The organism is Weissella coleopterorum (assembly GCF_011304355.1).
GTDB classification, from domain to species: Bacteria; Bacillota; Bacilli; order Lactobacillales; family Lactobacillaceae; genus Weissella; species Weissella coleopterorum.
Genome location: NZ_CP049888.1, coordinates 77004 through 101044 on the forward strand (window position 1 = coordinate 77004; position 24041 = coordinate 101044).

Here is a 24041-nt window from a genome sequence, read left to right on the forward strand (position 1 = left end):
TGCGCCCCCTAACTACTTACCAAATTGCTTCTTAATCAACAATCCCAATGCAGTAGCTAATGCGGACGCTCCAATTAAGATAGCCCCAATGAATCCGTTCTTTTTTTGCGAATCATCATTACGAGAAACGGCTGTACTTGGCAAAGCCTTTTCAATTGCTTCATCTAGGCTTGCCTTTGCTTGAACTACATCTTGGGCTGATGAATCGCCACCGTTGCTACTTAACGCTTGGTTATATTTAGTAACCGCATTGTTCACACCCGGATTAGTTACAACCTGATCAGGAATAGCCGGCTTTTCCCCATTACTTGGTGTTTCCGGCTCAATTGGTGTAACACTGCCCCCATTGTCTCCGGGATTAGTTGTGTCTCCACCATCTCCGGGATCAACTGGCTCAAAGCTAGTTCCATCATCAATATCTTCACTATTTGCGGAACTATCTAAATGAATAACTAAATCATTCATACCCTTAGTATTTACCTTTGCAGTAGTATCATCATTGACTTGATCGGCATGCACGTCTACTTGGGTTGTACTAGTCGCTACAACTCCACCTGCTACCATAGCAACACCAGTTGCCAATACTTTTTTAGCTGTATTTTCCATAATTAATTACAAATAAAAAGAACTAACTTAGATTAGTTCTTAGCTCCTTTCTCATTATCTGCCTTTGGCTTACTTTCATTAGCAGGCTTGTTTTCCACCGCCGGTGTTGGCTTAGATTCCACTGGCTTTTCCAGCGTTGTCGTTCCTTGACCTTCAACAATAGTCAAATCTTGGGCATAAACCGTCCAGTCGGTAGCGTCGTTCCCAACAAAGGCAAACTGCAAGCCTTGTGGCACGATCTTTACACCACGCTTAATCTTGTCCTTAACATTGTCATAAATAGCAGGAACAAGCAAAACACGGATATAATCATCTTCACTCAATTCCCCTTTTGTCGCCTTTTCAGCAGGAACAAAGTTTAATTGATAATTACTGATAATAGGCTCACCCGCTTCATTACGCTCTGGCGCATTACGTGAATCCATCTTTAAATTCTTATCAATTCCAAATAGAATCAAATTTTCTTTATCGAATGCGTCCTTTGAACGAATCTGGGCAACTGCGTTATGATTCTTTCCAGTAATGAAAGTTGAATCAAATTCGACTTCTGGGATTGAATCACGTTCAGATGAAGTCTCTTCAACCAAAGTCCCAGAAAATGTTGCCACACGTGCCCCACCACTACGATTAGTTTTAGCTTCGCCACCACCAATTTTCCCATTGATCAACTTCATAGCTAAACCAAATGGCTTATTATAATCAAAACCAGGCTGTGGCAAGATATTCATTGTTTCAAATGAATCCCCCATATTCACAACCGCAACTTTAACGTCACTGTTATTCCCAACCTTGTTCGGTCCAACATACGGCAATTTACCTAAACTTGTTCCTTGAACAGATAAATTTCCAAACTTATTAATCGTCATAATAACTCCCTTAAATTTTTTCAAAATAAAAATACCAACATCTGTTAAGAATGTTGATATTAAACAATAACAATATTTTATTAGATCAAACCTCGATCACGTAGACGTTGATACAATTGCCGATCTCTTACATAATGTTCACGGTGTTGTTTGTATATTACAACATCACTTGGAAAACCTAACTTATCTAGATCATCAATTAATGTATCAATAATCAAGAGTTCAGATTCCATGTCAACTGTACGATACTTCAAATCCGCAAGCGTTAGCTCATTTAAACGATGAATTGTATCATCTTTTTGTCTACACTTTTGAATATAAGCCAAGTCATCTCTACGTAGATTAATCAGTAATTCATTTTGTCTCTTAATTAATCCTTCTAACTCTACTAAGTCTTCTAAACTCTCGTCAGTAGATATATCAATATCTTTTGTTAGTGATCTTAATTTTGAAACTAAAACCATTGATTCTTCTAGTGTTTCGACTGTTGAACTCATATTATAAATCTCCCTAAAATACTAATAAAATAAACACAATAAAATATTCCTTCTACAAAATGTAAATATCATTTTAAATTAGTACTTACAAAGCTCTCTCGCCTGCTCGTTATACGTTGTTTTACACATTTAGTATAAGTCATGGCAATATGCGTTAAAGGCTCTCACACCCGCAATAGTTAGTCTATCAACCAGTTATTTTACTAACGTTCCTTTAATGGAATTTATAATCTACAAATAGTGAACTATCAGTAGTCCACTTAGCTAATAGTAGTCCATTAACCAACTATTTAATCACAAATAGTAAAAATGCTACATTCATTTCAAGCGTAGTCTGCACCTTGATATCGGAGAAGACAGTTCTCTCTGTGGTACACTCCGTAAAAAGCTGGGATCGCTGTCCCATTTAGAATATGTTATAATATCGATTGTCTAATTCGTTGTTATAACATACTTACTTTTTTAAGTATTTTATTTTCAATGTACTAAATCGGTTGAACTTTCTGTTCAGCCGGTTTTTTATTTTAACTAACATATTTAAATAATCAATCCAACCAAAGCATATTTAATATTTTAAAAATTAATTTTGAAAACTATTTTATATGCCTTTTACAGTTACCTGTAATTGTTGATCTTATATTTAAACATCTGGGTAAAATAATTCAGGTATTTTTTCAAATCCTAATACCTGATATTTAACTTCTACTAAGTTATCGTAAACTTCAAATATCAAATATTAGCAATTTTACTTCTTAAATAACCTTGAATTAATTCAATCATTTATTCACTAGCTTTCATTGACATATCAAATTTTGACATTTCAATTATTTCAACTGCACTTAAATTCAAAACTTTTCCAAGTTTTTCCGCTGTCCTATAACTTGGTGTAGTCAAACGATCTTCATAATTGAATAATGTTGATTGAGAAATACCTATTTTTCTCGAAGCGTCAACAAATCCCATTTTTTGAGATAATCTCCATTTTTTTAAACATACACTCAATGACTTGTTATTCATAAAATTCACCTTTTCTTTTCATTAAAAAAATACATAATACAAAAAAATAGTGCTTCCAACAGCCATATCTAACAGCTATCTTTAACACTATTTATCTTAATATATTTTTTTAATTTCATAGGATTATGCTCTAATTCCATCTTCCCGTTTATTTAACTTTTATTTATTTAATATATTATAGACTTGTTCTAAATGTCTGAATAATTGCGATTAAAGCCCATTTAATTAATTTTAACCTAATAAACAATCCCGTTCAACTTTTATATCCTACTACATCAAGTAAGCTAAATAATTATTTATTGCCTCATATTAGGATCCTCAATTTTTTATTTTAAATCAATCATTTAGCACTTTTATCAGCCTTCATGATCTATTTAGCAACCATCAGGATCCTTCAACATTTTTAACAGAATTTTTTATTTTAAAAAAATCATTGACAAAGCTAAAAATATTCTCTAAATTTACGATCATTTCTTTTACTTTATGCGATTCCATGTTAAAATTATTAGACTAAGATTAGAGAAAGAGGCTAATATGCTGGAATCACTTATTAAATCTAAAGATGAATTAGTTACAGTTTCCGAAGATGCGTCCATCGAGGATGCTCTTCGTATTTTTGAGACTACCTCATTCCGAGCTATTCCAATTTTAGACACTACGGGGACATTATTTCGTGGCGTCATTTACAAAATGCATATTTATCAGGCCCAATCACAGCAAAGGGACCTTACGCTCCCGGTAACTTCAATAATGCGTAATATGACTAAATTCATTCAAATTGATGCCACTTTTTTTGAAACTTTTTTTTCATTGCAGGATTTACCATTCATATCCGTTATTGATGAAAATCATAATTTCATCGGGATCCTAACCCATTCGGCCATGATGAACATGCTAGCGTCATCCTGGCAAACTGAACAAGGACGCTACACATTAACGCTCCTAACTGATGGTGAACGTGGCAGTCTCGAACGCGCTGCTAAGTATGTTTCACGTTACTCCACCATTTCAAGCGCTGTTTCTTTGAATCCCGATCAAAACGCCTTAACTCAGCGCATCATCTTCACTCTACCTCGCCAAGTTGATGAAGATATTTTATCTAAAATCATTAAATTACTATCACGCAAGGGATTCCGTCTAGAATCTATTGAAGACCTAAACAAGCAATCTTACTTGAGTTAAACCTTAGCTCATTAGTCTGACTTATGCCCTCTGGCTTGAGTCAGACTTTTTTATACTTATCTAATATAAATAGTAAAAGAGAGCTTAAGCATCAACCACTCGTCCAACTTAAGCCTCTGTTTTAATTAGGTTATTGTTATTTTTGGTCTAAATTAATTATCTTGGGTGTCCATCGTCAACTCTTCGGTTTTAACTTGAATTGGATATAAAGTTTCAACCTTCACCTGCTCTGGTTGAGCTTTAATTCTACCCAACCGCAAAGAATCTGATTTCATCACTAACCCCAAGAACATAATCAAAGAAATTAATAATGATAAGAGACTGAGTAATATCTGCCACCAATTATGCCATTGTAGCTCCATCCGATTAAATACATAATTCAATAAAATTAAAACCCAAATCAACCACGTTTTAAACCCAGTATCTCGTAAACGTCGTACCGTTAAGGCCGTCGTTGGGATAATCAATATAACGCTGATAACAATAGTCAAAATCAGAAAATATATAATATTTTTGAAAATTAACGTCTCAATCTGACCAATACCATGATTAGAAGTCCACAAAAACATGGAAATTGCTAATCCGCCTAATAAAATCACCGAAAAAAGAACAGCCCATAGTACCATCCACCAATATTCCGCTCGTGTTGATTTACCGCGGAAATCAACTCCCCGACGCCAATAATTTTTAAATGCTTGCCAAAATGAAATCATATCCACACCCCCGTTTATATTTTATATTTTATCATATTTACCCAACAACCCCAGTGATCCTCGCCACAAAAAAAGCTCTGAAAATAAATTCAGAGCGTCTTTATTTATTGCTCAATACTAAATATATTTAGCCAAAACTTCGTTCACTTGTTTAATTGGGTGATACCCAACTAATCGCTCCACAATTTCACCATCTTTTTTAATTAACAAGGTTGGAATTGCTTGAATTCCAAGTTCTTCAGATGTCTTGGGGTTTTCATCAACATCCATTTTGGCAAAATACACCTCCGGATGTTGTTTTGAAACAGCTTCGATCACTGGACTTTGCATTTTACAAGGCCCACACCAAGTTGCCCACATATCAACTAAAGTTACACCTTGGCTAGTTTTTTGCACAAAATCTTGATCATTAATTGCTTCGACAGTCATATTAAACCACCTCCATTATGTGTAATCACATTAAAAAGTAACTTTTTGCTTATTTCCATTTTGGCGGAAAAGAACATTTACGTCAAGTTTTTCTTACTAAATGTTAGTTATATGCTAATTCCCACCAGCTCATTTTGCTGTTCCAACTCACTCGCACGTTGAATTTGCAATGTTTGTGCGTCATTAATCTCGGTATATAGCTCGGATGCCAATGCTTGCGGGATCTTTTGGGCTTCCACACCTTGTTGTACAAAAGTAAACTCATACTGAAAAGCTCGCAAGAATAAATTATTGTCTACTTCAACTGCTTGCTTATAGTCCCGACGAATACGATTGAAAAATTCTTCCATACTTTTACGGACCATGTCAATCGATTGATTATCCCCATGTCCAGTGGCCAGTCGCTCCTTCATCAAATTATCAATTTGATTGTCTGTATGATTGGCGACTTCCTCATTCAACGCCAAAAGCTCATTTTGCATTTTTTGCCATTGCTCCATCATTTCCTGACGTGAAATATTCTTAAATGATTCATAATTAACATTTTTTTGCTTGAACTGGCGTTGTCTTTCTGTACTTAGCCGTTTTGATAGACCTGACTGCTCATTTAAATTTTGTTGAGCATGCCATTTAATCTCATGCATCAAATGTTTAATATTTCGCTTCAAACGCTTACGTTGAATTTTACCCAACCTACGTCTCAGCCCTGTCTCGCCCTTGGTCCGAATTCGGTCAACCATCTTTTCGTATATTACAATCGTATGTTGACTATACCGATCCCGCACATCGGAACTATGAATATACTCGCTAACAAAGTCCTTCATATCAATCATTTTGTTTTGATAAAGTTGAGTAATTTCTTCGCGTTTCATCGTGCCCCAACCCTTTTGTGATTGTAACTGTGCCGTTAGAGCTTCGCGAACCGAATGATCTTCTACTTGACTTCGCATCTGTAAAATTGCAAAATCAACCATTTTACCACGAAAATGATTCAATTCATCTACTGTGTAATCTTCTTTTTTAACGGGTAATAATAGTGGTAATACCACCGCACTAACGAACATACTGAACAAGATGACAATTGAAGCCACAATGATCAATTCATCTCGGTAGGGGAATGCTACTCCCCCAATCTGTTTGGGCAGTGAGAAGGCCATCGCCAAAGTCATCGTCCCATGAATTCCACTAACTGCAAAAATTTTCGAGTAGAAAGTATGTTGCTTGGTATTGTTAGCACCAAATAAAATTTGCGCGGATCCTTCATGTTCCCACTGGGCCCAAATATAACGAATCAAGAACATCATAAAATAAATCATGCCACTCAATCCTAATAATAGTAGAATTGACGTTTGATCTAGTTGGAAAAATTTCCGAGCAACATCAGGTAAAGCAATCCCCAAGAATAAGAAGACCACGCTGTTTAACATTTCTGAAATTGTGGTCCAGATAATACTTTGGGTCACCTGGACTCTAGTTGATGATAAGCGGAGTCGATTGGCTTCCCAGTTATGCATAATTCCAGTCGCTACAACTGCTAAAATTCCTGATGTACCTAAATGTTCCGCTAATAAATAAATAACAAAAGGGGTCAACAGGCTAATCGGAATAATAGAAACTTCTGGCTGATTGACCCAAAAATTTAAATTAACCCGCAACAAAATAATCAGCCAACCACCAATAAGTCCAATTAAAATTCCACCGATTGCCACAAATAAGAAGTGCCCAATCCCCCCACGACTGATAGGTCTTGGTTACCCAAGACCGAAAGCGCTAGGTCTAAAATCACCAAACCAGTAGCATCATTGAATAATGATTCCAATTCCAAAGCTTCACCCACGCCCTTAGGCATCTCGCTACCACTGGTCATCGATTTCACAGCCACAGCATCTGTCGGTGTAACAATTGCTGCTAAAGCGATCGCTAATGGCAGAGTCCATTTTGCTTCGATCAGATTTGTCATAATTCCAACAATCAAAACGGTCGCAGTAGCCAATACCACTGATAAAACAAAAATCAAACTAAACCGCTCCCGAATTTTTTTAATTGACTGTTTTTGACCGTCGACAAACATAAGCGGTGCAATAATCGCAACCATGAAAAACTCAGGTTCTAGTTCGAATCCTTGAAATATTTTAGTATAGGACAGTAAAATCCCCACAACGATTAAAATAAATGCTTCTGGAATTTTAGGGAAAAATTGTTTTATAATATTTGTTCCCACAACTCCAATTACTAGTAACGCAACTATGTAGTACACTTGCATCCCTCTCTCTTCTACTTTACTGGTCTAATACAATAAAAGTCATCTCATTCATAGAGATGACTTTAAATTTATTATTTATCATCCGGAGTGACATCCTTAACTCCTGGATGACCAAAATCATTATTCGAAATATCTTGTGCTTTATTTTGTTGATGGAATTCATAATAGGCATAATTTTGAGAACCTTGACTTCCCATCGTTTGTCTGATTTTACGCCGCAGAAACCAATAGATTAAGAACACAATTACTAGACCGATTAAAATTAAAAAGCCTAATATCCTAAAAACGACTCCAATTACGCCGAATGCAATATGAAAAACAGGCATTCCGAAACTCAGTAATCCAATAATTAGTAATATCCATAAGCTTATTTGTAAAAATCGACTCATTAAATGTAACCTTCCTTTTTGATTATTGATTATTTGGGCACTAAAGTAATATCTAAAGGTCCCAATGATTAATGATCTTTTATTTTTAACTTAAATTTTCTAATTTAAGTGTCCCTAGTATACTATAATCAAAATATTTGTCTATTGCTTTTACTTATCCGGTTGTTTTCGATGTCTTAATGGTAAAACAATATCAAAAGTTGTTCCATGTGGAACTGTATCTTCGACACTAATTTTACCACCATGCCCCTCCACAATCCATTGCACAATTGACAGTCCTAATCCATGACCACCACTGGCTCGAGAACGCGATTTATCTACTCGATAAAATCGATCAAATAGATGTTTTTTATCTTCCGTGGAAATTCCTTCGCCATTGTCAATAATCTTAATACGCGCAATATTGCGTAATTTCCTTAGTTGGACGGTAATAACCGTTTTTGAATCCGTATATTTATGCGCATTATCAACTAAATTTAAAATTAATTGTCGTAACCGTTGAGCATCTCCCTCAATAATTAGTTCGTCAGGCATCTCAAGATTTAATATTTGTTGTTTTTCATTAAATTGAACTTCTAATATTTCACTGACTTCCTTACTAATTTTCACTAAATCTGTCGGTTGGAAATCAAACATTACAACTTCAGCATCCGCCTGTGCTAGCTTCAACATATCAGCTGTTAATTTGTTCAAATGTCGAACTTCCGTTAGAGAGTTTGCAACATTTTCGACTTGATCCATAACCGAATCATTCGGATGTTCTAACATTGTTTCAAGTTTATTTTGAATAACTGTCATCGGCGTTTTAAACTCATGCGCCGCATCAGCTACAAATCTGCGTTGTTGTCGTAAAGCTCGCGTAATTGGGATCATATTAGCACGAGCTAAAATAAAGGCCATCAATAATAACAATACTTCAGAGGTCCCCATTATTAGCAGGAGACGACTTGAAAAACGTTCAACCATATCATGTTCAATACTTATATTTTGATAGGATACCATCGTTCCATGTTTATAAAACATGTACCAACCTTGATTAAAATATTTAATATAAACTCGATCTTCCTTTGGGATAAACAATTTTTCACTTTTCAAATAAGTATTGCTAACGACATTCTCACCATTATTTAGTAAGTTAGCTTGATTCGTATCAAATGGCTGTTTTACACGCATAATTGGATTACTATAAACAACCTCTCTAAATTGTCGATCAATAAAAGTTCCGACCGCACCAAATACAATCGTAAACCCAACAGCCATTAAAATAGTGACCTTCATTTGCGTTGACATCGCTTTTCGTACTTGATGAATTCGATTAAAGAAGCCGTTATTGGTAATTTTGTCGATCATAAAGTGTCCTCATTGATCACATTTAATGTGTAGCCAACATTCCGTAAAGTTTTGATCTGTAAATTGGCCCCAGCTACCCGTAAATTTTTACGTAAATTCGACATGTAGACTTCAACAACCGTAAGAGAGGTTTCAGAATCAAATCCCCATAGCCGATCAAAAATTTGATCTTTAGTCACAATCTGGTCCTGATGTTGGATTAAGTATACTAACAATCCGAATTCTCGACCTTGAACATTTACCAGTTCGTCATTTACCATCACTTGATGCTTATCGATACTAATCTCTACGTTTCCAACTTGCAAGGCGCCTTCATCCCCGATTAAGCCGACGTGTCTTAATAATGTTTTAGCTCGAATTAACAGTTCTTCTTTATAGAAAGGCTTAGTAATATATTCATCAGCCCCTAAATTAAATCCATGCATTTTATCTTCTAAATTATCTTTAGCCGTTAACATCAAAATTGGTAGCTTCGGTAATTCTTCCCGTGCCCGCTTTAAGACGGTAAATCCATCCATTTCAGGCAACATGACATCTAAAATCACCAAATCATAAATTCCAGCTAAAATTTCAAATAGACCTTCTTGTCCGTCATAAATTTGCGTCGTTTCACCAATTGTCTCCACCGTTGTTTTAATCGTTTCACTTAAAGCTTTATCATCTTCGATAATTAAAATTTTTACTGATTTAGTCCCCATTATCGTGCTCCTAATTTGTTTTTTTATTATATTACAAAGTAAACCTTAAATTTGTCATTAACTTCCAATTTAAAAAACAAGCTTAGTCACTTAACCTGGTTACTTTGGGGCGATCATTTTCAAAATCAGCATCGGGTCCAAAACCATCATCTTCTGGTAGTTGAGCAAAATGAGTAGTTATATTTTGATTCTCAGCACCCAAAATCTTTTGCGAAATTTGCTGTAACTGGGTTAATTCATCATGTGTCAACCCAACGCCTTTCCCCATTTTGGTATGATCGACACTCCAAGAACGGAGATCAAATTTAGGTTGGTTATCACCCCACTGCACTAAATTCAACTCTAAGTTCCAACCAGATTTACTCGTTGAAAGAATTCCAAATTTTTCAATAATCTCAAATTTTAATTTACCACGTTCTGCCATTTGTATTATCCTACTTTCAATTAATAACCACTTTTCAGTTTTCATGCCTCATTAAGCCAAACAAATTATACAAAGCCCATATCATGTGCAACAGATGTTTGTAGTAATTTCGTAATTTCATCAATATCATCGGTATAGGCTAAAACCCACATCAACTTGGCTACAATTGCCTCGGTATTCATATCACCAGCAGTGATTCCACCAGCTTCCACGACACGCTGACCAACCTCATATAATGAAATGTCTTGTCCCTCTTCTAAAATTTGTGTTGTAATCACCACAGGAATCCCCGCGTCCGTCAAACTTTGGATTCCTGGTAACAGATTACGACGTTCAAAAGGTAGGCCACCATTCCCAAAACTTTCAATAATCACCCCATGTGCATGGGTTTTTAGGTAATCAAAAATATCAACCGTCATCCCCGGAAATGCTTTTAACATAAATATATTAGTATCTAAAGCTAGTGTTCCAGTTTGTAAAGGCAACGTCTCTGGTTCCGGTTGGTATAATTGATTAACTTTGCCATGCATCATCCGAGCAACATAAGGATAATTGATCGATTCAAAAGCATCATAGCTTTGTGTCTTAGTCTTAACCGCCCGAGTTCCCACCATTGCTAACCCATTAAAGACAATAAAGACCCCTTTTAACTTAGTATCGTTGATAAATAATAACGCATCTTGCAAATTTGATTCAGCATCCGTATATTGCATTCCTAACGGAATTTGCGAACCAGTTAATACCACTGGCTTATTAAAACCATACAATAAATAAGATAGCGCAGATGCTGTATAGGCCATTGTATCCGTCCCATGTGTAATAATAAAGCCATCATATTTTTCAGCTTGCTCTTGAATGGACTGGGCTATTAATAACCAATCTTCTGGCTGCATATTCGTTGAATCCTTTGCCATTAAATCTAAAACGGCCAATTCAACCTCCGGTCCGGGTTGGAAAAAGGCAATTAACTCATCAGCCGCCATGTTGGGGGCCAAGCCTTTTTCTGTGGCCGCTGAAGCAATCGTACCACCTGTTGTAATTACCAAATATTTTTTATTCATGTGCTATTCTTGCCTCCGCTGCTGCAGCCACTGCCGCTACCAAATCATCAATAAACGTATTGACCCGACCACCCTTTTTTTGAATATCATTCAATTTACCAATCACACCGGGTTTGGTGCGATCCAAAAAGCCAAAATTAGTCCATGAAATCGTACCATAGACCCCTAAAATCGCCATCACCATATTTTCATCTGTTCCATAAGTTTGGTGATCAGTTTTAATTCTGGTGGCCAATGGTTCTGGTAAAGCATCAGCCTCAGCTAAGTCATCCAAGGCAATCCCCGTCATTACTGCATCTTGGACTTCCGTCTTATGTAAAACATGTTGCACACTATCCAAGGCTTCATCCATTGATAAATTTGGCATATAGTCAATTTGACCTGCCTGCACTAACTCTGCAATATCGTGCAAGGTCACACCATGTGTCTTAAATAAGCCAAGCACTACTTGATAGGTATCATTCTCAACTAAATTCATCTTTCCAGCTCCTTAGTTCTTTTAATTTTCAGTCCTTCATTTTAATTTAATAAAATCATTCAGTACATCTATTTTACCATTGAACCAAAATTAAACACTAATGCTTCCACGATTGAATTACTTCGATAATTAGCTAGAATTAATTATAATTAGATCAAACTAAAACATCCATCACATTAGCATCCTGAAATTATAATCATTGCATTATACAAAAAAGGATCCGAGATAAATAATATCTCGGATCTTAATTTTTTATCGTTTAATTAGTTTTCAGTCTTTAACAAGTACTTAGCAACCACAGCAGCCAATGCTCCACCAGCCAATGGGCCAATGATATAAGCTGCCATGTTAGTCAAGGCTGAAGCGCTTCCCATGAAGGCCAAAACCACAGCAGGTGCCAATGAACGGGCTGGGTTTAATCCTGCTCCGGTCAAGCCAACACCCAATACAATCAAACCAGTCAAAGTCAATCCAATTGCGATAGGCGCAAATTGTTGTCCCAATTCATTCTTAGGTGCAGTGATAGCCATAATTGCCAAAACAAAGATAAATGTCAAAATAAATTCGATCCAAGTTGCACCAAAAATGGTAATTGGTGATTGGAAATTAGTAGCACCCAAACCTGTCATAACCATTTGACTCTTAGTGGCACTCAAAGCTGACATCAATGAAACGACGATCCCTGAACCAACGAAAGCTCCTAGAATTTGCGCTACAATGTAACCAAGAAAATCACGCCAAGTAATTCGCTTATTAATTGCCATCCCCAAAGAAATTGCAGGATTAAAGTGCGCCCCTGAAATGGCTCCAAAGGCATAAGCACCAACGATTACGGCAAAACCAAATGCTAAGGCAATTGGCATTGGTCCAAATGAAGTTCCCCCAAAGATAACACTACCTGTACCAAAAACAACCAGAATCATTGTTCCAACGAATTCTGCAATATATTTACGCATAAAAAATTCTCCTTTAATTAATAAAAATCAAAATATAATAGCCATTGAAAAACATATTATAGCATACACCTTAAATTTAACTTGGAACATCGAACTTTATATAAATTTAATTTATCAAAATAAAATTTATTATTTTTATCTTCCAATTAATTTTCCTGCCGCCTCATCTAAATTAAACCACATGGCATCTGCATTAGCTTTAAATTGAGCAACCCAACTCAATTGCTTTTCCGCTGGTTGAATCAAACCAATCTGTTCCTCCCCAAATCCAATGACATCCAATCCAGTATAATCTGGATTCCAATGCACTGTATAATAATGGCCTGACATTCTTTCATCTAATAACGATTGAAAACCATTCTTAATGGATTCTTTAATCACATCTTCTTCATCAACTTGAAACCCAGTCTGCTGCATCATCATTACTTGAGTTTGAACTTCTTCCATTGTTTCTGGAATTTTATTAATATTATCCATCTCATACCCTCTTTCAATATAAATAAATATAACATTATTAAATCAAAATCCCTTGATTAAACTCATATCATTACTAATTTTAACAAAATTCTAATGTATAATGATACTTAATATCTTAAATCTAAAAGGAGATCAACATGACAGATGCAGTTACAGCGCATGAAATGCAACAATATGATCAATATACTATTAATGAGATTGGTGTACCTTCCCTCGTTTTAATGGAACGGGCCGCTCTGGCTGGAATTGAGGTTCTCGGAGCTGGACAATTTGACTTATCACAGGTTTTAGTCATTGCCGGTTTAGGTAATAATGGTGGTGACGGAGTCGCGATGGCACGCCTACTAATGCAAAAAGGCGTATCAGTAGATCTTCTTTTTGTTGGTGACGAAAATCGAGCCGCTCACAATAATACCATCCAATTGAAGATTGCTAAAAAATATGGATTAACCCCTGTTAATCGAGTCAAAGATTTCCGCCAATATACTGTGATTGTAGATGCCTTGTTTGGAATCGGTCTGTCAAAACCTGTCCCAGTCAAGTTAGGTGAAATGATTAAACGTGTTAACGCTGCCAATATTCCAGTCATTTCAATCGATGTTCCTTCAGGATTGAACGCGACAACTGGCGAAATCATGGGATCAGCAATTCGGGCCGCTGCTACGGTGACTTTTGCCTATCCCAAAACTGGTTTGCTCCAAGGAGAAGGTATCAAGCGCTCTGGCTCAATTTTTGTTAAAGACATTGGGATTTATTCACCAGCCGAACTACACCAATTTAATCCTGAAATCGAGGAATAATAACTATGCATATTACTTTAATCGGAGCCGGGCCGCGTAATTTGGCCCTCCTTCCTCGGCTAATTGCTCATGCAAATCAAACTAACCAATTGACCAAGATCCACATCATTGATCCTCTGGGGATTGGTGGCCGAGTGTGGCGCGTTGAACAAGATCCCAACTTTCTCATGAATACTGTTACTTCTCAGCTCACCCTTTTTACTGATGATTCCATCCAGACATACGCCCCAATCATCACTGGACCCAATTTTTACCAATGGGCTAAACAATATGGAATTGCCTACATTCAAAAAAATGATTTTGTGAATGCCAACGCTTTTTTGGATGAAATTGCCAAAATAAATCCTAATCGTTTTAGTTCTCGGGCTCTATTTGGAGTTTACTCTAAGTGGTTCTTTGATCAATTATTAATTGATCTACCGCAAAACATTCAAATTAAATTAACCCAACAAACAGCTACTGAAATTCATCAACTAGCTTCAAAGCAATTTAGTATCACCCTCCAAAATAATCTAATTTTTAATACAGATGAAGTAGTGATGGCGCTGGGACATGTTGATCAATCACTTTCACCAGAAGAAGAAAATCTTAACACCTATGCGCAGCAAAACCTTTTAACCTACGTTCCGGCTGGACATCCTGCTGAAGCAGATCTTCAACAAATTAAAGCAAACGAACCTGTGATTTTAAGGGGTCTGGGGCTTAGTTTCTTTGATTACATTGCTAAACTTACCATAGGTCGAGGTGGTAAATTTAGCCGAAACCAAAATGCTGAGTTAGTCTATCAACCATCAGGACAGGAACCTCAACTAATTGCTGGATCAAGACATGGAATTCCATTACATGCTCGCGGAACCAACCAAAAAGTTAGCAAAGATGGATACCGCCCTCGCTTCTTCATTCCAGCAGCTTTAGATCACTTTGCGGAAACACATCAAGGTGAAGTTACTTTTGATTTCTTCATGAACCTCATCAAAAAAGAGATTAGCTTTAAACATTATCTCAATGTGATTAGTGATCTAGCTGTAACATGGCCATTTAATGCTAAAGCATTTTTAGATGCACTAAGTGATTCTGATGAAATTGATGTAACCGCCCGCCAATGGGGGCTACCTGATGATTTAATTATGAATTGGGATCTGATTTTAAATCCATTTGCAAAAGCCAGCGCAAGTAACTATCAAGAGACTTTTATCTCATACTTAAAATGGGATATCAGTGATGCCCGCCAGGGTAATGTTGATGCGCCGTATGCGGGTGCCTTCGACATTTTAAGAGACATCCGAAGTGTTATTCGTCATTATGTTCTAGCAAATTATTTAAATGAACAAGAATACCCCAATTTTTTACGTGAATTTAACCCCTTTAATAACATTATTTCCGTGGGGCCACCTGTATTAAGAGTTGAACAGATGCAGGCTTTAATGCGGGCTGGAATCCTAACGATTACAGGACCACAAATCAAAATCGAAGCTACGGACCAGCAATTTATCGCGAATGATATTTTTGGCAAGCGATACCCTGCTAAGCAACTGGTTGAGGCTCGTTTGCATGGTATTAACATGAACACGAGCACCAATCCACTCATTCAAAATTTAGTTGCAGATAAATTAATTAGCACTAAAAAGTATCAAGAAGCGAACGGAACTTTTTTTGAAGTCGGTGGAGCCGTCATTAACCGCGTAACAATGAATCTGGTCGACTCTGAACAGCATGACGTCCACGGTTTACGCTTGTGGGGGGTCCCAACTGAAGGTTGGTCATGGTTCACAACTTTCTCCCCCGACCCGATGTTCATGACAAAATTTTGCAGGATGCTGAAAATATTGCCAATAATATTTTTGCCAGAAGGTCATTTTAAACTCACTCTATCTTAAATTATTATTAAAAATCATATTAGATCGGAGCAAATATGGATACATTAACTTTAGAACGATATCTTAAAAAATATGCTGAACTCATCACTTCGATTGGAATCAACGTTCAATCCGGGCAAGAAGTAATCATTTATGCAGCAATTGATCAACAAAAACTAGCGCATTTCATCTTAGATGCTGCCTATCGACGTGGAGCGGCTAAAGTTCAAATTGAATGGAATGACCAATATCTGACTCATGAACTCATTAAACATAGTTCAGTTGAACAACTAGCAATTATCCCAACGTCAACTACCATTCGAGCAAAAGAAATTGCTGATCACCATACATCACGAATTAGCATTATTTCTGAAGATCCAGATGCACTAGGCGATCTTAACCAAGATAGTGTTGCTGAATACTCAAAAGCATTAGCATACGCTAAAAAGCCAGTGATGGATGCCACAATGAATAATGATTTATCATGGGTAGTTGTAGCAGCTGCGAGCGCCAATTGGGCTCACAAAATTTTCCCAGACTTAGAAGTTGCAATGGCGTTAGATCAGTTATGGCAGCAAATTTTTGACTTTAACCGTATCACTCTCGATAATGACCCTATCATTGCGTGGCAACACCATATTAAAAAATTGTCAGACAAGGCAGCTTGGTTGAACCAAGAAAATTTCAAAGCACTTCACTTCACTTCGAATCAAACAGATTTATTAGTTGGTTTGGCTCAAGATCATGTATGGGAAGGGGCTGATTCCTTTGATAAATCAGGAAACTACTTTACGGCTAACCTACCAACTGAGGAAGTATTTACTGCGCCTGATTATCGTAATATTACAGGAACCGTTAAAGCGACAAAACCACTCTCCTATGGTGGCGTATTAATTAATGACATTGAATTAACCTTTGCTGATGGTCAAGTCACAAAAGCAACAGCTAGCTCGGGTTCAGATGTGTTGCAAAAATTAATTCGTGCCGATGAAGGAGCTCGCTCGCTTGGTGAGGTATCATTAGTTCCTAACCCTTCCCCCATCTCACAATCTGGAATCATTTTCTACAATACATTAATTGATGAAAATGCATCAAACCATCTTGCTTTAGGCGCAGCTTATCCATTTAACATTAACAATGGGACGCAAATGTCAGATGAACAACGTCAACAAAAGGGTGAAAATCTCTCAATCATCCACGTTGACTTCATGATGGGTTCGGCTGATATGAATGTATTGGGCGTCAAAGCGGATGGTTCACTAATTCCAATTTTTAAAAATGGCGACTGGGTATAATTTGTTTTTAAATTAGTTCTTGCATTGTTTTTAATTTTTTGGTATGATTATATCTGTTGTTGAGTTACCTCAATGAACAGAATGGACAGCTAGCTCAGTTGGTAGAGCAACGGACTCTTAATCCGTAGGTCCAGGGTTCGAACCCCTGGCTGTCCACTATATAAAAGCCATTTCTCAAAATGAAATGGTTTTTTTTATGCACTTATCGCGGTGTTCACATAATTTTCACAATCAACCCATTTGAATCATTTATAATTATTTAAAAACAATTCAACCCACTTTTAATAAGATTACAATTTATCAATCCTATTTTCTTTCCAAATAAATAAGGTAAGTTTTAGAATATCAATTTAATTTTAAATTGTTCCAGATAAATTTATTACTATTTTGGTGTGATTTATCTTGACAACAACTCTTAAAAATAGATATGATTTAATAATATTAAGATTTCTTTAAGAAAGGTTATCCTATGGAAGATTCAACGAGAAAGATTCTATTACAATCATTAGGGGTCACAGTGACAACACTTGGAACCTTTAGTGCTATCAATCAACAACAAACCGTTTCGGCTGACAATGTCCAAAACTTTATCAATCGAGTAACGCCTGGAGTTAAATCGGCTTCAAAGAGTTATAACACTTGGGGCTCAGTCATGATGGCTCAAGCAGCCTTAGAATCAGCATGGGGGCAATCAACTCTCTCCACCCAAGCTAATAACTATTTTGGTATTAAGGGAACCTATAATGGTCAATCCGTAACAATGCGTACCGCGGAATATGATGAGAACGGTAATATCTATTACGTAGATGCCCAATTCAGAAAATATCCTTCCCCCACCGAATCAATGAATGATAACGGAAATGTTATTCGTAATGGAACCTCATGGAATCACGCTTTTTATTCAGGTGCTTGGAAAGAAAATGCGAAATCATATCAAGCTGCAGCCAACGCTTTGACTGGTAAATACGCAACTGATCCCAATTATGGTTCAAAATTAATCAGCCTCATTCAATATAATAAATTTGATAAATTTGTAGACGATGTTGCACCCGCCAAATATAAAGTCGGGCAAAAAGTCCAAATTAATAGTAATGCGACCAACGAAGCGAATGGTTATGATCTTAGAAATCATCAAAATTGGGTTGGAACGATTAAATCAGTTGAAAATTCGACGACATCTAATTCAAATCATGCTTATTATATTGATTATGGAGATGGTAATGTCAATATGCATGTTTTGGAACAGGATTTGAAGACTGCTCCGGCAGCTAAGTTTAAAGCCGGGCAAAAGGTTCAAGTTTCATATAATGCAGGTTCAGAAACTAACGGTTTCTCCTTGAAAGATAAACAAGGTTTAGTTGGAACAATTAAGTCGCTTAAAATTAAAAATCACAGTTATTCACACTACGAATATTGGATAACTTACAGTAATGGAACACGTAGTGAACACGTAGCTGAGCAAGACCTTTCGAGTCAAATTATAAACGCTAAGCCTAAGTATAACGTGGGACAGAAGATTCAAATTAGTAGTAATGCGACCAATGAAGCAAACGGATATGATTTAAGAAATCATCAAAATTGGATCGGAACGATTAAGTCTCGAGAAGCTAAAAAAGCCTCTGTATCTAATTTTGCGTATAGTGTTGATTACGGTGACGGTTCTCATAATGATCACGTCTTAGAACAAGATTTAAAGACTGCTCCGGCAGCTAAATTTAAGACGGGTCAAAAAGTTCAAATTACAATGAATGCTGGGTCGGAAACCAACGGCTTTTCCTTAGTAGATAAACAGGGATTAGTAGGAACGATTAAGTCGGTTAAAATTAAAAATCATAGCTATTCGCATTACGAATATTGGATAACATATAGTGACGGAACTCGTAGTGAACATGTGGCTGAGCAAGATCTTTCAAGCAAAATCATTAATTTGAAGGCTAAATATAGAGTTGGTCAGAGAGTTCAAGTCGGATTGAATGCCGAAAGTGAAACCAATGGTTTCTCATTATTTGATAAACGTGGCCTAGTCGGGACCGTTAAGTCTGTTAAAACTAAAAATCATAGCTATTCGCATTTTGAGTATTGGATTACGTATAGTGATGGAACACGTAGTGAACATGTGGCTGAACAAGACCTTTCAAATAATATTGTCCCTATTAATCCGAAATATAAAGTAGGTCAAAAAGTTAAAATTGCCAATAACGCTGTAAATGAAACCAATGGCTTTAATTTGATGAATCATCGTGGTCAAATCGGAACTGTGAAATCATCTAAAATGAAAAATTATAGCTATTCGCGCTATGAATACTGGATTGTATATAGTGATGGAACACGTAGTGAACATGTAGCTGAACAAGATTTAACAAACAATCTTTCTAAAAGCAGCCTAGCTATAACTGAAACCATTTCTAGTCAACAAACAACTAGTTCTAGTTCCTCTAATACTAATTCAGTGAAGAGCGAGAGCTCTAGTGTTTCAGATAAACCCAAAGTTAAAGATGAAACTATAGCTTCCACAACGACCAATTCAAACTTATCATCTGATGTGACAAAAAAATCTAACATTATAGCTACAAATGGTGAATAGATTCAGTCAAATTAGTTAATTTAATATTTTGTAACTAAACTCCATAAGTTAGATTAAATCTGACCCATGGGGTTTTTTTAGGTTTGGAGTTAAATAATTAGAAATATCTAACGTAACGATATTGTTTTAGTACCACTAAAAAATAATATATATATAAAATAATATACGGAATATATTTTATGAACTAAAATATTGTTTTTAAAACAAAAATAGGCGTATAAAAAAAAGACGTATAAATTCTAGGTTAACACCGAAATTCTTACGTCCATTTATGCTATTAAATTTTTAATTCTGTTGTTAGATTATATAAGATAAATTATTTATTATTATCGCTATTTGATTTTGATGTATCGCTTAATGAATTTTCAGATTCTGAATTTTTTTTGAAATCAGGTTTGATTTCCGAAATAAAACTAGAGCTCTCGCTCTTCACTGAATTAGTATTAGAGGAACTAGAACTAGTTGTTTGTTGACTAGAAATGGTTTCAGTTATAGCTAGGCTGCTTTTAGAAAGATTGTTTGTTAAATCTTGTTCAGCTACATGTTCACTACGTGTTCCATCACTATATACAATCCAGTATTCATAGCGCGAATAGCTATAATTTTTCATTTTAGATGATTTCACAGTTCCGATTTGACCACGATGATTCATCAAATTAAAGCCATTGGTTTCATTTACAGCGTTATTGGCAATTTTAACTTTTTGACCTACTTTATATTTCGGATTAATAGGGACAATATTATTTGAAAGGTCTTGTTCAGCCACATGTTCACTACGTGTTCCATCACTATACGTAATCCAATACTCAAAATGCGAATAGCTATGATTTTTAGTTTTAACAGACTTAACGGTCCCGACTAGGCCACGTTTATCAAATAATGAGAAACCATTGGTTTCACTTTCGGCATTCAATCCGACTTGAACTCTCTGACCAACTCTATATTTAGCCTTCAAATTAATGATTTTGCTTGAAAGATCTTGCTCAGCCACATGTTCACTACGAGTTCCGTCACTATATGTTATCCAATATTCGTAATGCGAATAGCTATGATTTTTAATTTTAACCGACTTAATCGTTCCTACTAATCCCTGTTTATCTACTAAGGAAAAGCCGTTGGTTTCCGACCCAGCATTCATTGTAATTTGAACTTTTTGACCCGTCTTAAATTTAGCTGCCGGAGCAGTCTTTAAATCTTGTTCTAAGACGTGATCATTATGAGAACCGTCACCGTAATCAACACTATACGCAAAATTAGATACAGAGGCTTTTTTAGCTTCTCGAGACTTAATCGTTCCGATCCAATTTTGATGATTTCTTAAATCATATCCGTTTGCTTCATTGGTCGCATTACTACTAATTTGAATCTTCTGTCCCACGTTATACTTAGGCTTAGCGTTTATAATTTGACTCGAAAGGTCTTGCTCAGCTACGTGTTCACTACGTGTTCCATTACTGTAAGTTATCCAATATTCGTAGTGTGAATAACTGTGATTTTTAATTTTAAGCGACTTAATTGTTCCAACTAAACCTTGTTTATCTTTCAAGGAGAAACCGTTAGTTTCTGAACCTGCATTATATGAAACTTGAACCTTTTGCCCGGCTTTAAACTTAGCTGCCGGAGCAGTCTTCAAATCCTGTTCCAAAACATGCATATTGACATTACCATCTCCATAATCAATATAATAAGCATGATTTGAATTAGATGTCGTCGAATTTTCAACTGATTTAATCGTTCCAACCCAATTTTGATGATTTCTAAGATCATAACCATTCGCTTCGTTGGTCGCAAAAGCTGCTACTTGAACCTTCTGACCCACCTTATATTTGGCATTTTTTGATTGATACACGCGTTCCAATAAATACTCATAATCATTCATAGTATATGTTGAATTAAAAAACTGACCCGCGCTACTTGCCCAATATCCATTAGGATCTGTATGATCTGTCCCACCTAGATTACTTGAAACCATGGCATGGCTCCATACCGTTCCACCAAGTGAAGGCTTGAGTCCAAATTGATGTAAATAATCCGCCTGTAGATTTGCCATATTCCAAATTTCACGTGCAAAATCTTTCTTATTACCAACTTCCGTGGATTCAGTTTGAATAAATCGGCGATTCCCTTCGGCTCCCGAACCCCAAGCCATGTAACTAGGATTAGCAATTTCAACCGCATTATTAGCATCCACAAAGGAATGAACAAAAGCTGAGCCAGCATTATTTAACATGTAATTAATTTCATCCCAAATTGCATTTTTATTATATTTATCGCTGGCGTTAGCGGTTTCGTGTACAACCACACCCTCTGGCTTACCTTTCCGGTAATGCATGTTAACACCTTCCCAGTTAGGATTATTAAGCCACTGATTAATATTGTTTTGTCGTTTTAATTTTGGGAATTTTTGACCTAAAATATAGTCATTTACTGTGTTGGCACTAATTAGCTGATTATTAGAAACAATCCCAATCCCTAAGGTAATACCAGCAACACCAACGAATTTTGTTAATTTCATTTCTCTTCTCCACGTATTTAAACAATTTAATCAAAGTAATGAGGATAAATCGCTTTGACTGCTGATTTTAAATCAAGACTATCGCTATTAGCTTTATCAATAACCTTAGCTATATCCAAATCTGAAAATGCCCCATCATCAATTCCTTGTTGTTGTAATTGTTCACGAGCATCTTTAATATTATCTTCCGTAATTGGCACACCTGTCTTTGATGTCATTAAGGATGATTGATCTGCTACCGCTTGTCCCATTTCACCAGATGGTTTAAATTTTGAACCTACTGAATATGAACTTTTTTTTGATCGATCTTTTTTTTCACTCGTTTGCGCGCTACTTACTTTCTTAGAAGCATCCTCTTTACGACTATTTCCTAAATAGTAGGACCCAGAAGCTATCCCAACTATTACTAATAAGCTAGTAAACCCAACCAATATTTTTTTTAGCATATTCCACCTACTTTAAATACTTTTCTATAATATATCGTGGCCGATGCTTCACTTCCATGAAAATCTTACCAATATATTCACCAACAATTCCAATTGCCAATAGTTGCAAACCACCAATTGCCCAAATTGAAACCATTAGCATCGGCCAACCATCTTCTGCATTACCCCAAAAATATGACCAGAGTGTGTACAATAAAAATAGTCCACTAACTGTCACCATAATTAATCCCAAATTTCGAACCAATATAATTGGTCGTACTGAAAATGAGGTAATCCCATCTAGGGCGAATGTTATCATTTTCTTCAAAGGATATTTAGTTTCACCGGCTTCACGAATTTTTCTTGCATAAAACACCTGCGCTGAGTTAAAGCCAATTGATGGAAAAATGCCTCTAAGGAACATATCCCGTTCATTATATTCTCCAAAGGCTGCTAAAACTTTTTGATCCACTAGCCGAAAATCAGCATGATTAGGAATCGTCTGAACTCCCAAAATATTCATAACTTTATAAAAACTCTGCGCGGAAAATCGCTTGAACCAGGAATCGGTTGTTCGATCATTTCGAACTCCATAAACAATATTTTTACCAGAATTTGCAAGTTTCACCATCTCAATAATTGCCAGTGGATCATCTTGTAAATCTGCATCTAATGTTACAACATAGTCAAAATCAGTATCGGTATATTCCGTTAATCCCGCAATTAAAGCATTTTGATGACCAAAATTTCGGCTAAAATGAATCCCTTGAATACGAGAATCTTGTTCATGCAACCCTTGCATGAATGACCACGTTTGATCTTTACTTCCATCATCAACATATGTAATTACACTTTTAGAGCTAATTAAGTGATCATTAATCATCCGGTCCATGATATCTAGTAATATATGTGTTGTTTTTTCAATTACCAACTCCTCATTATATGCTGGCAAAACGATTGCTAGTTTTTTATTCTCGGTCATTAAATATATTCCTCGTGTTTTTAAATATTAATTGGGTAAGCTTCTATTTTATTTAAGATTAATGATTTTATGATATCTGCCAAACAATTTAACTAAAAAATTGCTCACTCAACTAAATTTTAAGCCATCTATCAATGTTTTGAAAGTAATTTATTTATTTTTAATGGTTTTACGATAT

Annotated in this window: 22 protein-coding genes, 1 tRNA gene and 1 pseudogene; 6 read left to right on the plus strand and 18 right to left on the minus strand. The window is 36.0% G+C overall.

Annotation, left to right across the window (positions count from 1 at the left end; all coding sequences use genetic code 11):
- Positions 1-12 precede the first annotated feature (12 nt).
- The 4 genes from G7084_RS00495 to G7084_RS00510 all read right to left on the minus strand — a co-directional run bounded on the left by G7084_RS00495 (position 13) and on the right by G7084_RS00510 (position 2986).
- Entirely contained in the window at positions 13-606 is a 594-nt protein-coding gene (locus G7084_RS00495; protein ID WP_166009050.1) for a hypothetical protein, read from the minus strand.
- Between the two features lie 32 nt (positions 607-638).
- Entirely contained in the window at positions 639-1472 is an 834-nt protein-coding gene (locus G7084_RS00500; RefSeq protein ID WP_166008870.1) for a hypothetical protein, read from the minus strand.
- An 80-nt stretch (positions 1473-1552) separates the two neighbouring features.
- Positions 1553-1969 carry a hypothetical protein gene (locus G7084_RS00505; protein WP_166009052.1) on the minus strand — a complete coding sequence of 139 codons (417 nt, stop codon included), beginning with the start codon at positions 1967-1969 and terminating at the stop codon, positions 1553-1555.
- 780 nt (positions 1970-2749) lie between these two features.
- Complete coding sequence (locus G7084_RS00510; protein WP_166009054.1) at positions 2750-2986, minus strand: helix-turn-helix domain-containing protein; 237 nt, start codon at positions 2984-2986, stop codon at positions 2750-2752.
- Positions 2987-3520: 534 nt separating this feature from the next.
- Here G7084_RS00510 and cbpA point away from each other — a divergent pair.
- Positions 3521-4168, plus strand: coding sequence for a cyclic di-AMP binding protein CbpA (gene cbpA, locus G7084_RS00515; protein WP_166009056.1), 648 nt, complete (start codon positions 3521-3523; stop codon positions 4166-4168).
- 152 nt (positions 4169-4320) lie between these two features.
- Here the strand turns inward: cbpA and G7084_RS00520 are convergent, their stop codons facing one another.
- From G7084_RS00520 to G7084_RS00570, 11 genes and pseudogenes are all read right to left on the minus strand, one after another.
- The gene (locus G7084_RS00520; protein WP_166009058.1) at positions 4321-4881 is read right to left on the minus strand and encodes a DUF805 domain-containing protein; all 561 of its coding nucleotides are present in this window, start codon (positions 4879-4881) and stop codon (positions 4321-4323) included.
- Between the two features lie 117 nt (positions 4882-4998).
- Entirely contained in the window at positions 4999-5310 is a 312-nt protein-coding gene (gene trxA, locus G7084_RS00525) for a thioredoxin (RefSeq protein WP_166009060.1), read from the minus strand.
- Positions 5311-5417: 107 nt separating this feature from the next.
- Positions 5418-7573 (minus strand): annotated as a pseudogene (locus G7084_RS00530) (cation:proton antiporter).
- Between the two features lie 71 nt (positions 7574-7644).
- The gene (locus G7084_RS00535) at positions 7645-7962 is read right to left on the minus strand and encodes a hypothetical protein (RefSeq protein WP_166009062.1); all 318 of its coding nucleotides are present in this window, start codon (positions 7960-7962) and stop codon (positions 7645-7647) included.
- Between the two features lie 150 nt (positions 7963-8112).
- Positions 8113-9312, minus strand: coding sequence for a sensor histidine kinase (locus G7084_RS00540; RefSeq protein WP_166009064.1), 1200 nt, complete (start codon positions 9310-9312; stop codon positions 8113-8115).
- Entirely contained in the window at positions 9309-10010 is a 702-nt protein-coding gene (locus G7084_RS00545) for a response regulator transcription factor (RefSeq protein WP_166009066.1), read from the minus strand. Before G7084_RS00545 ends, G7084_RS00540 begins: the two co-directional genes overlap by 4 nt.
- An 82-nt stretch (positions 10011-10092) precedes the next feature.
- Positions 10093-10479 carry a YdbC family protein gene (locus G7084_RS00550; RefSeq protein WP_246163814.1) on the minus strand — a complete coding sequence of 129 codons (387 nt, stop codon included), beginning with the start codon at positions 10477-10479 and terminating at the stop codon, positions 10093-10095.
- Between the two features lie 20 nt (positions 10480-10499).
- On the minus strand, positions 10500-11495 hold the full coding sequence (locus G7084_RS00555; protein WP_166009070.1) for an asparaginase: 996 nt from the start codon (positions 11493-11495) through the stop codon (positions 10500-10502).
- Entirely contained in the window at positions 11488-11973 is a 486-nt protein-coding gene (locus G7084_RS00560; RefSeq protein ID WP_166009072.1) for a phosphatidylglycerophosphatase A family protein, read from the minus strand. Before G7084_RS00560 ends, G7084_RS00555 begins: the two co-directional genes overlap by 8 nt.
- A gap of 263 nt (positions 11974-12236) precedes the next feature.
- The gene (locus G7084_RS00565; RefSeq protein ID WP_166009074.1) at positions 12237-12929 is read right to left on the minus strand and encodes an MIP/aquaporin family protein; all 693 of its coding nucleotides are present in this window, start codon (positions 12927-12929) and stop codon (positions 12237-12239) included.
- A 135-nt stretch (positions 12930-13064) separates the two neighbouring features.
- Entirely contained in the window at positions 13065-13406 is a 342-nt protein-coding gene (locus tag G7084_RS00570; protein ID WP_166009076.1) for a hypothetical protein, read from the minus strand.
- Positions 13407-13543: 137 nt separating this feature from the next.
- On the opposite strand from G7084_RS00570, the gene G7084_RS00575 reads away from it, so the two are divergent.
- The 5 genes from G7084_RS00575 to G7084_RS00595 all read left to right on the plus strand — a co-directional run bounded on the left by G7084_RS00575 (position 13544) and on the right by G7084_RS00595 (position 19941).
- Positions 13544-14206 (plus strand): NAD(P)H-hydrate epimerase, encoded by a 663-nt coding sequence (locus G7084_RS00575; protein ID WP_166009078.1) that lies wholly within the window; start codon positions 13544-13546, stop codon positions 14204-14206.
- Positions 14207-14211: 5 nt separating this feature from the next.
- The gene (locus tag G7084_RS00580) at positions 14212-16083 is read left to right on the plus strand and encodes an FAD/NAD(P)-binding protein (protein WP_246163815.1); all 1872 of its coding nucleotides are present in this window, start codon (positions 14212-14214) and stop codon (positions 16081-16083) included.
- 35 nt (positions 16084-16118) lie between these two features.
- A complete protein-coding gene (locus G7084_RS00585; RefSeq protein ID WP_166009080.1) occupies positions 16119-17357 on the plus strand; it encodes an aminopeptidase in 1239 nt (412 codons plus the stop codon).
- 83 nt (positions 17358-17440) lie between these two features.
- Positions 17441-17513 (plus strand) — tRNA-Lys (locus tag G7084_RS00590).
- Between the two features lie 313 nt (positions 17514-17826).
- Positions 17827-19941: a glycoside hydrolase family 73 protein gene (locus G7084_RS00595; protein WP_166009082.1), complete on the plus strand. Its 2115-nt coding sequence runs from the start codon at positions 17827-17829 to the stop codon at positions 19939-19941.
- A 316-nt stretch (positions 19942-20257) separates the two neighbouring features.
- Here the strand turns inward: G7084_RS00595 and G7084_RS00600 are convergent, their stop codons facing one another.
- From G7084_RS00600 to G7084_RS00610, 3 genes are read right to left on the minus strand one after another with little or no spacing between them, the layout of a single operon-like run.
- Entirely contained in the window at positions 20258-22456 is a 2199-nt protein-coding gene (locus G7084_RS00600) for a peptidoglycan recognition protein family protein (protein ID WP_166009084.1), read from the minus strand.
- Between the two features lie 26 nt (positions 22457-22482).
- Entirely contained in the window at positions 22483-22902 is a 420-nt protein-coding gene (locus G7084_RS00605) for a hypothetical protein (protein ID WP_166009086.1), read from the minus strand.
- 7 nt (positions 22903-22909) lie between these two features.
- Complete coding sequence (locus G7084_RS00610; protein WP_166009088.1) at positions 22910-23863, minus strand: glycosyltransferase family 2 protein; 954 nt, start codon at positions 23861-23863, stop codon at positions 22910-22912.
- Positions 23864-24041 lie beyond the last annotated feature (178 nt).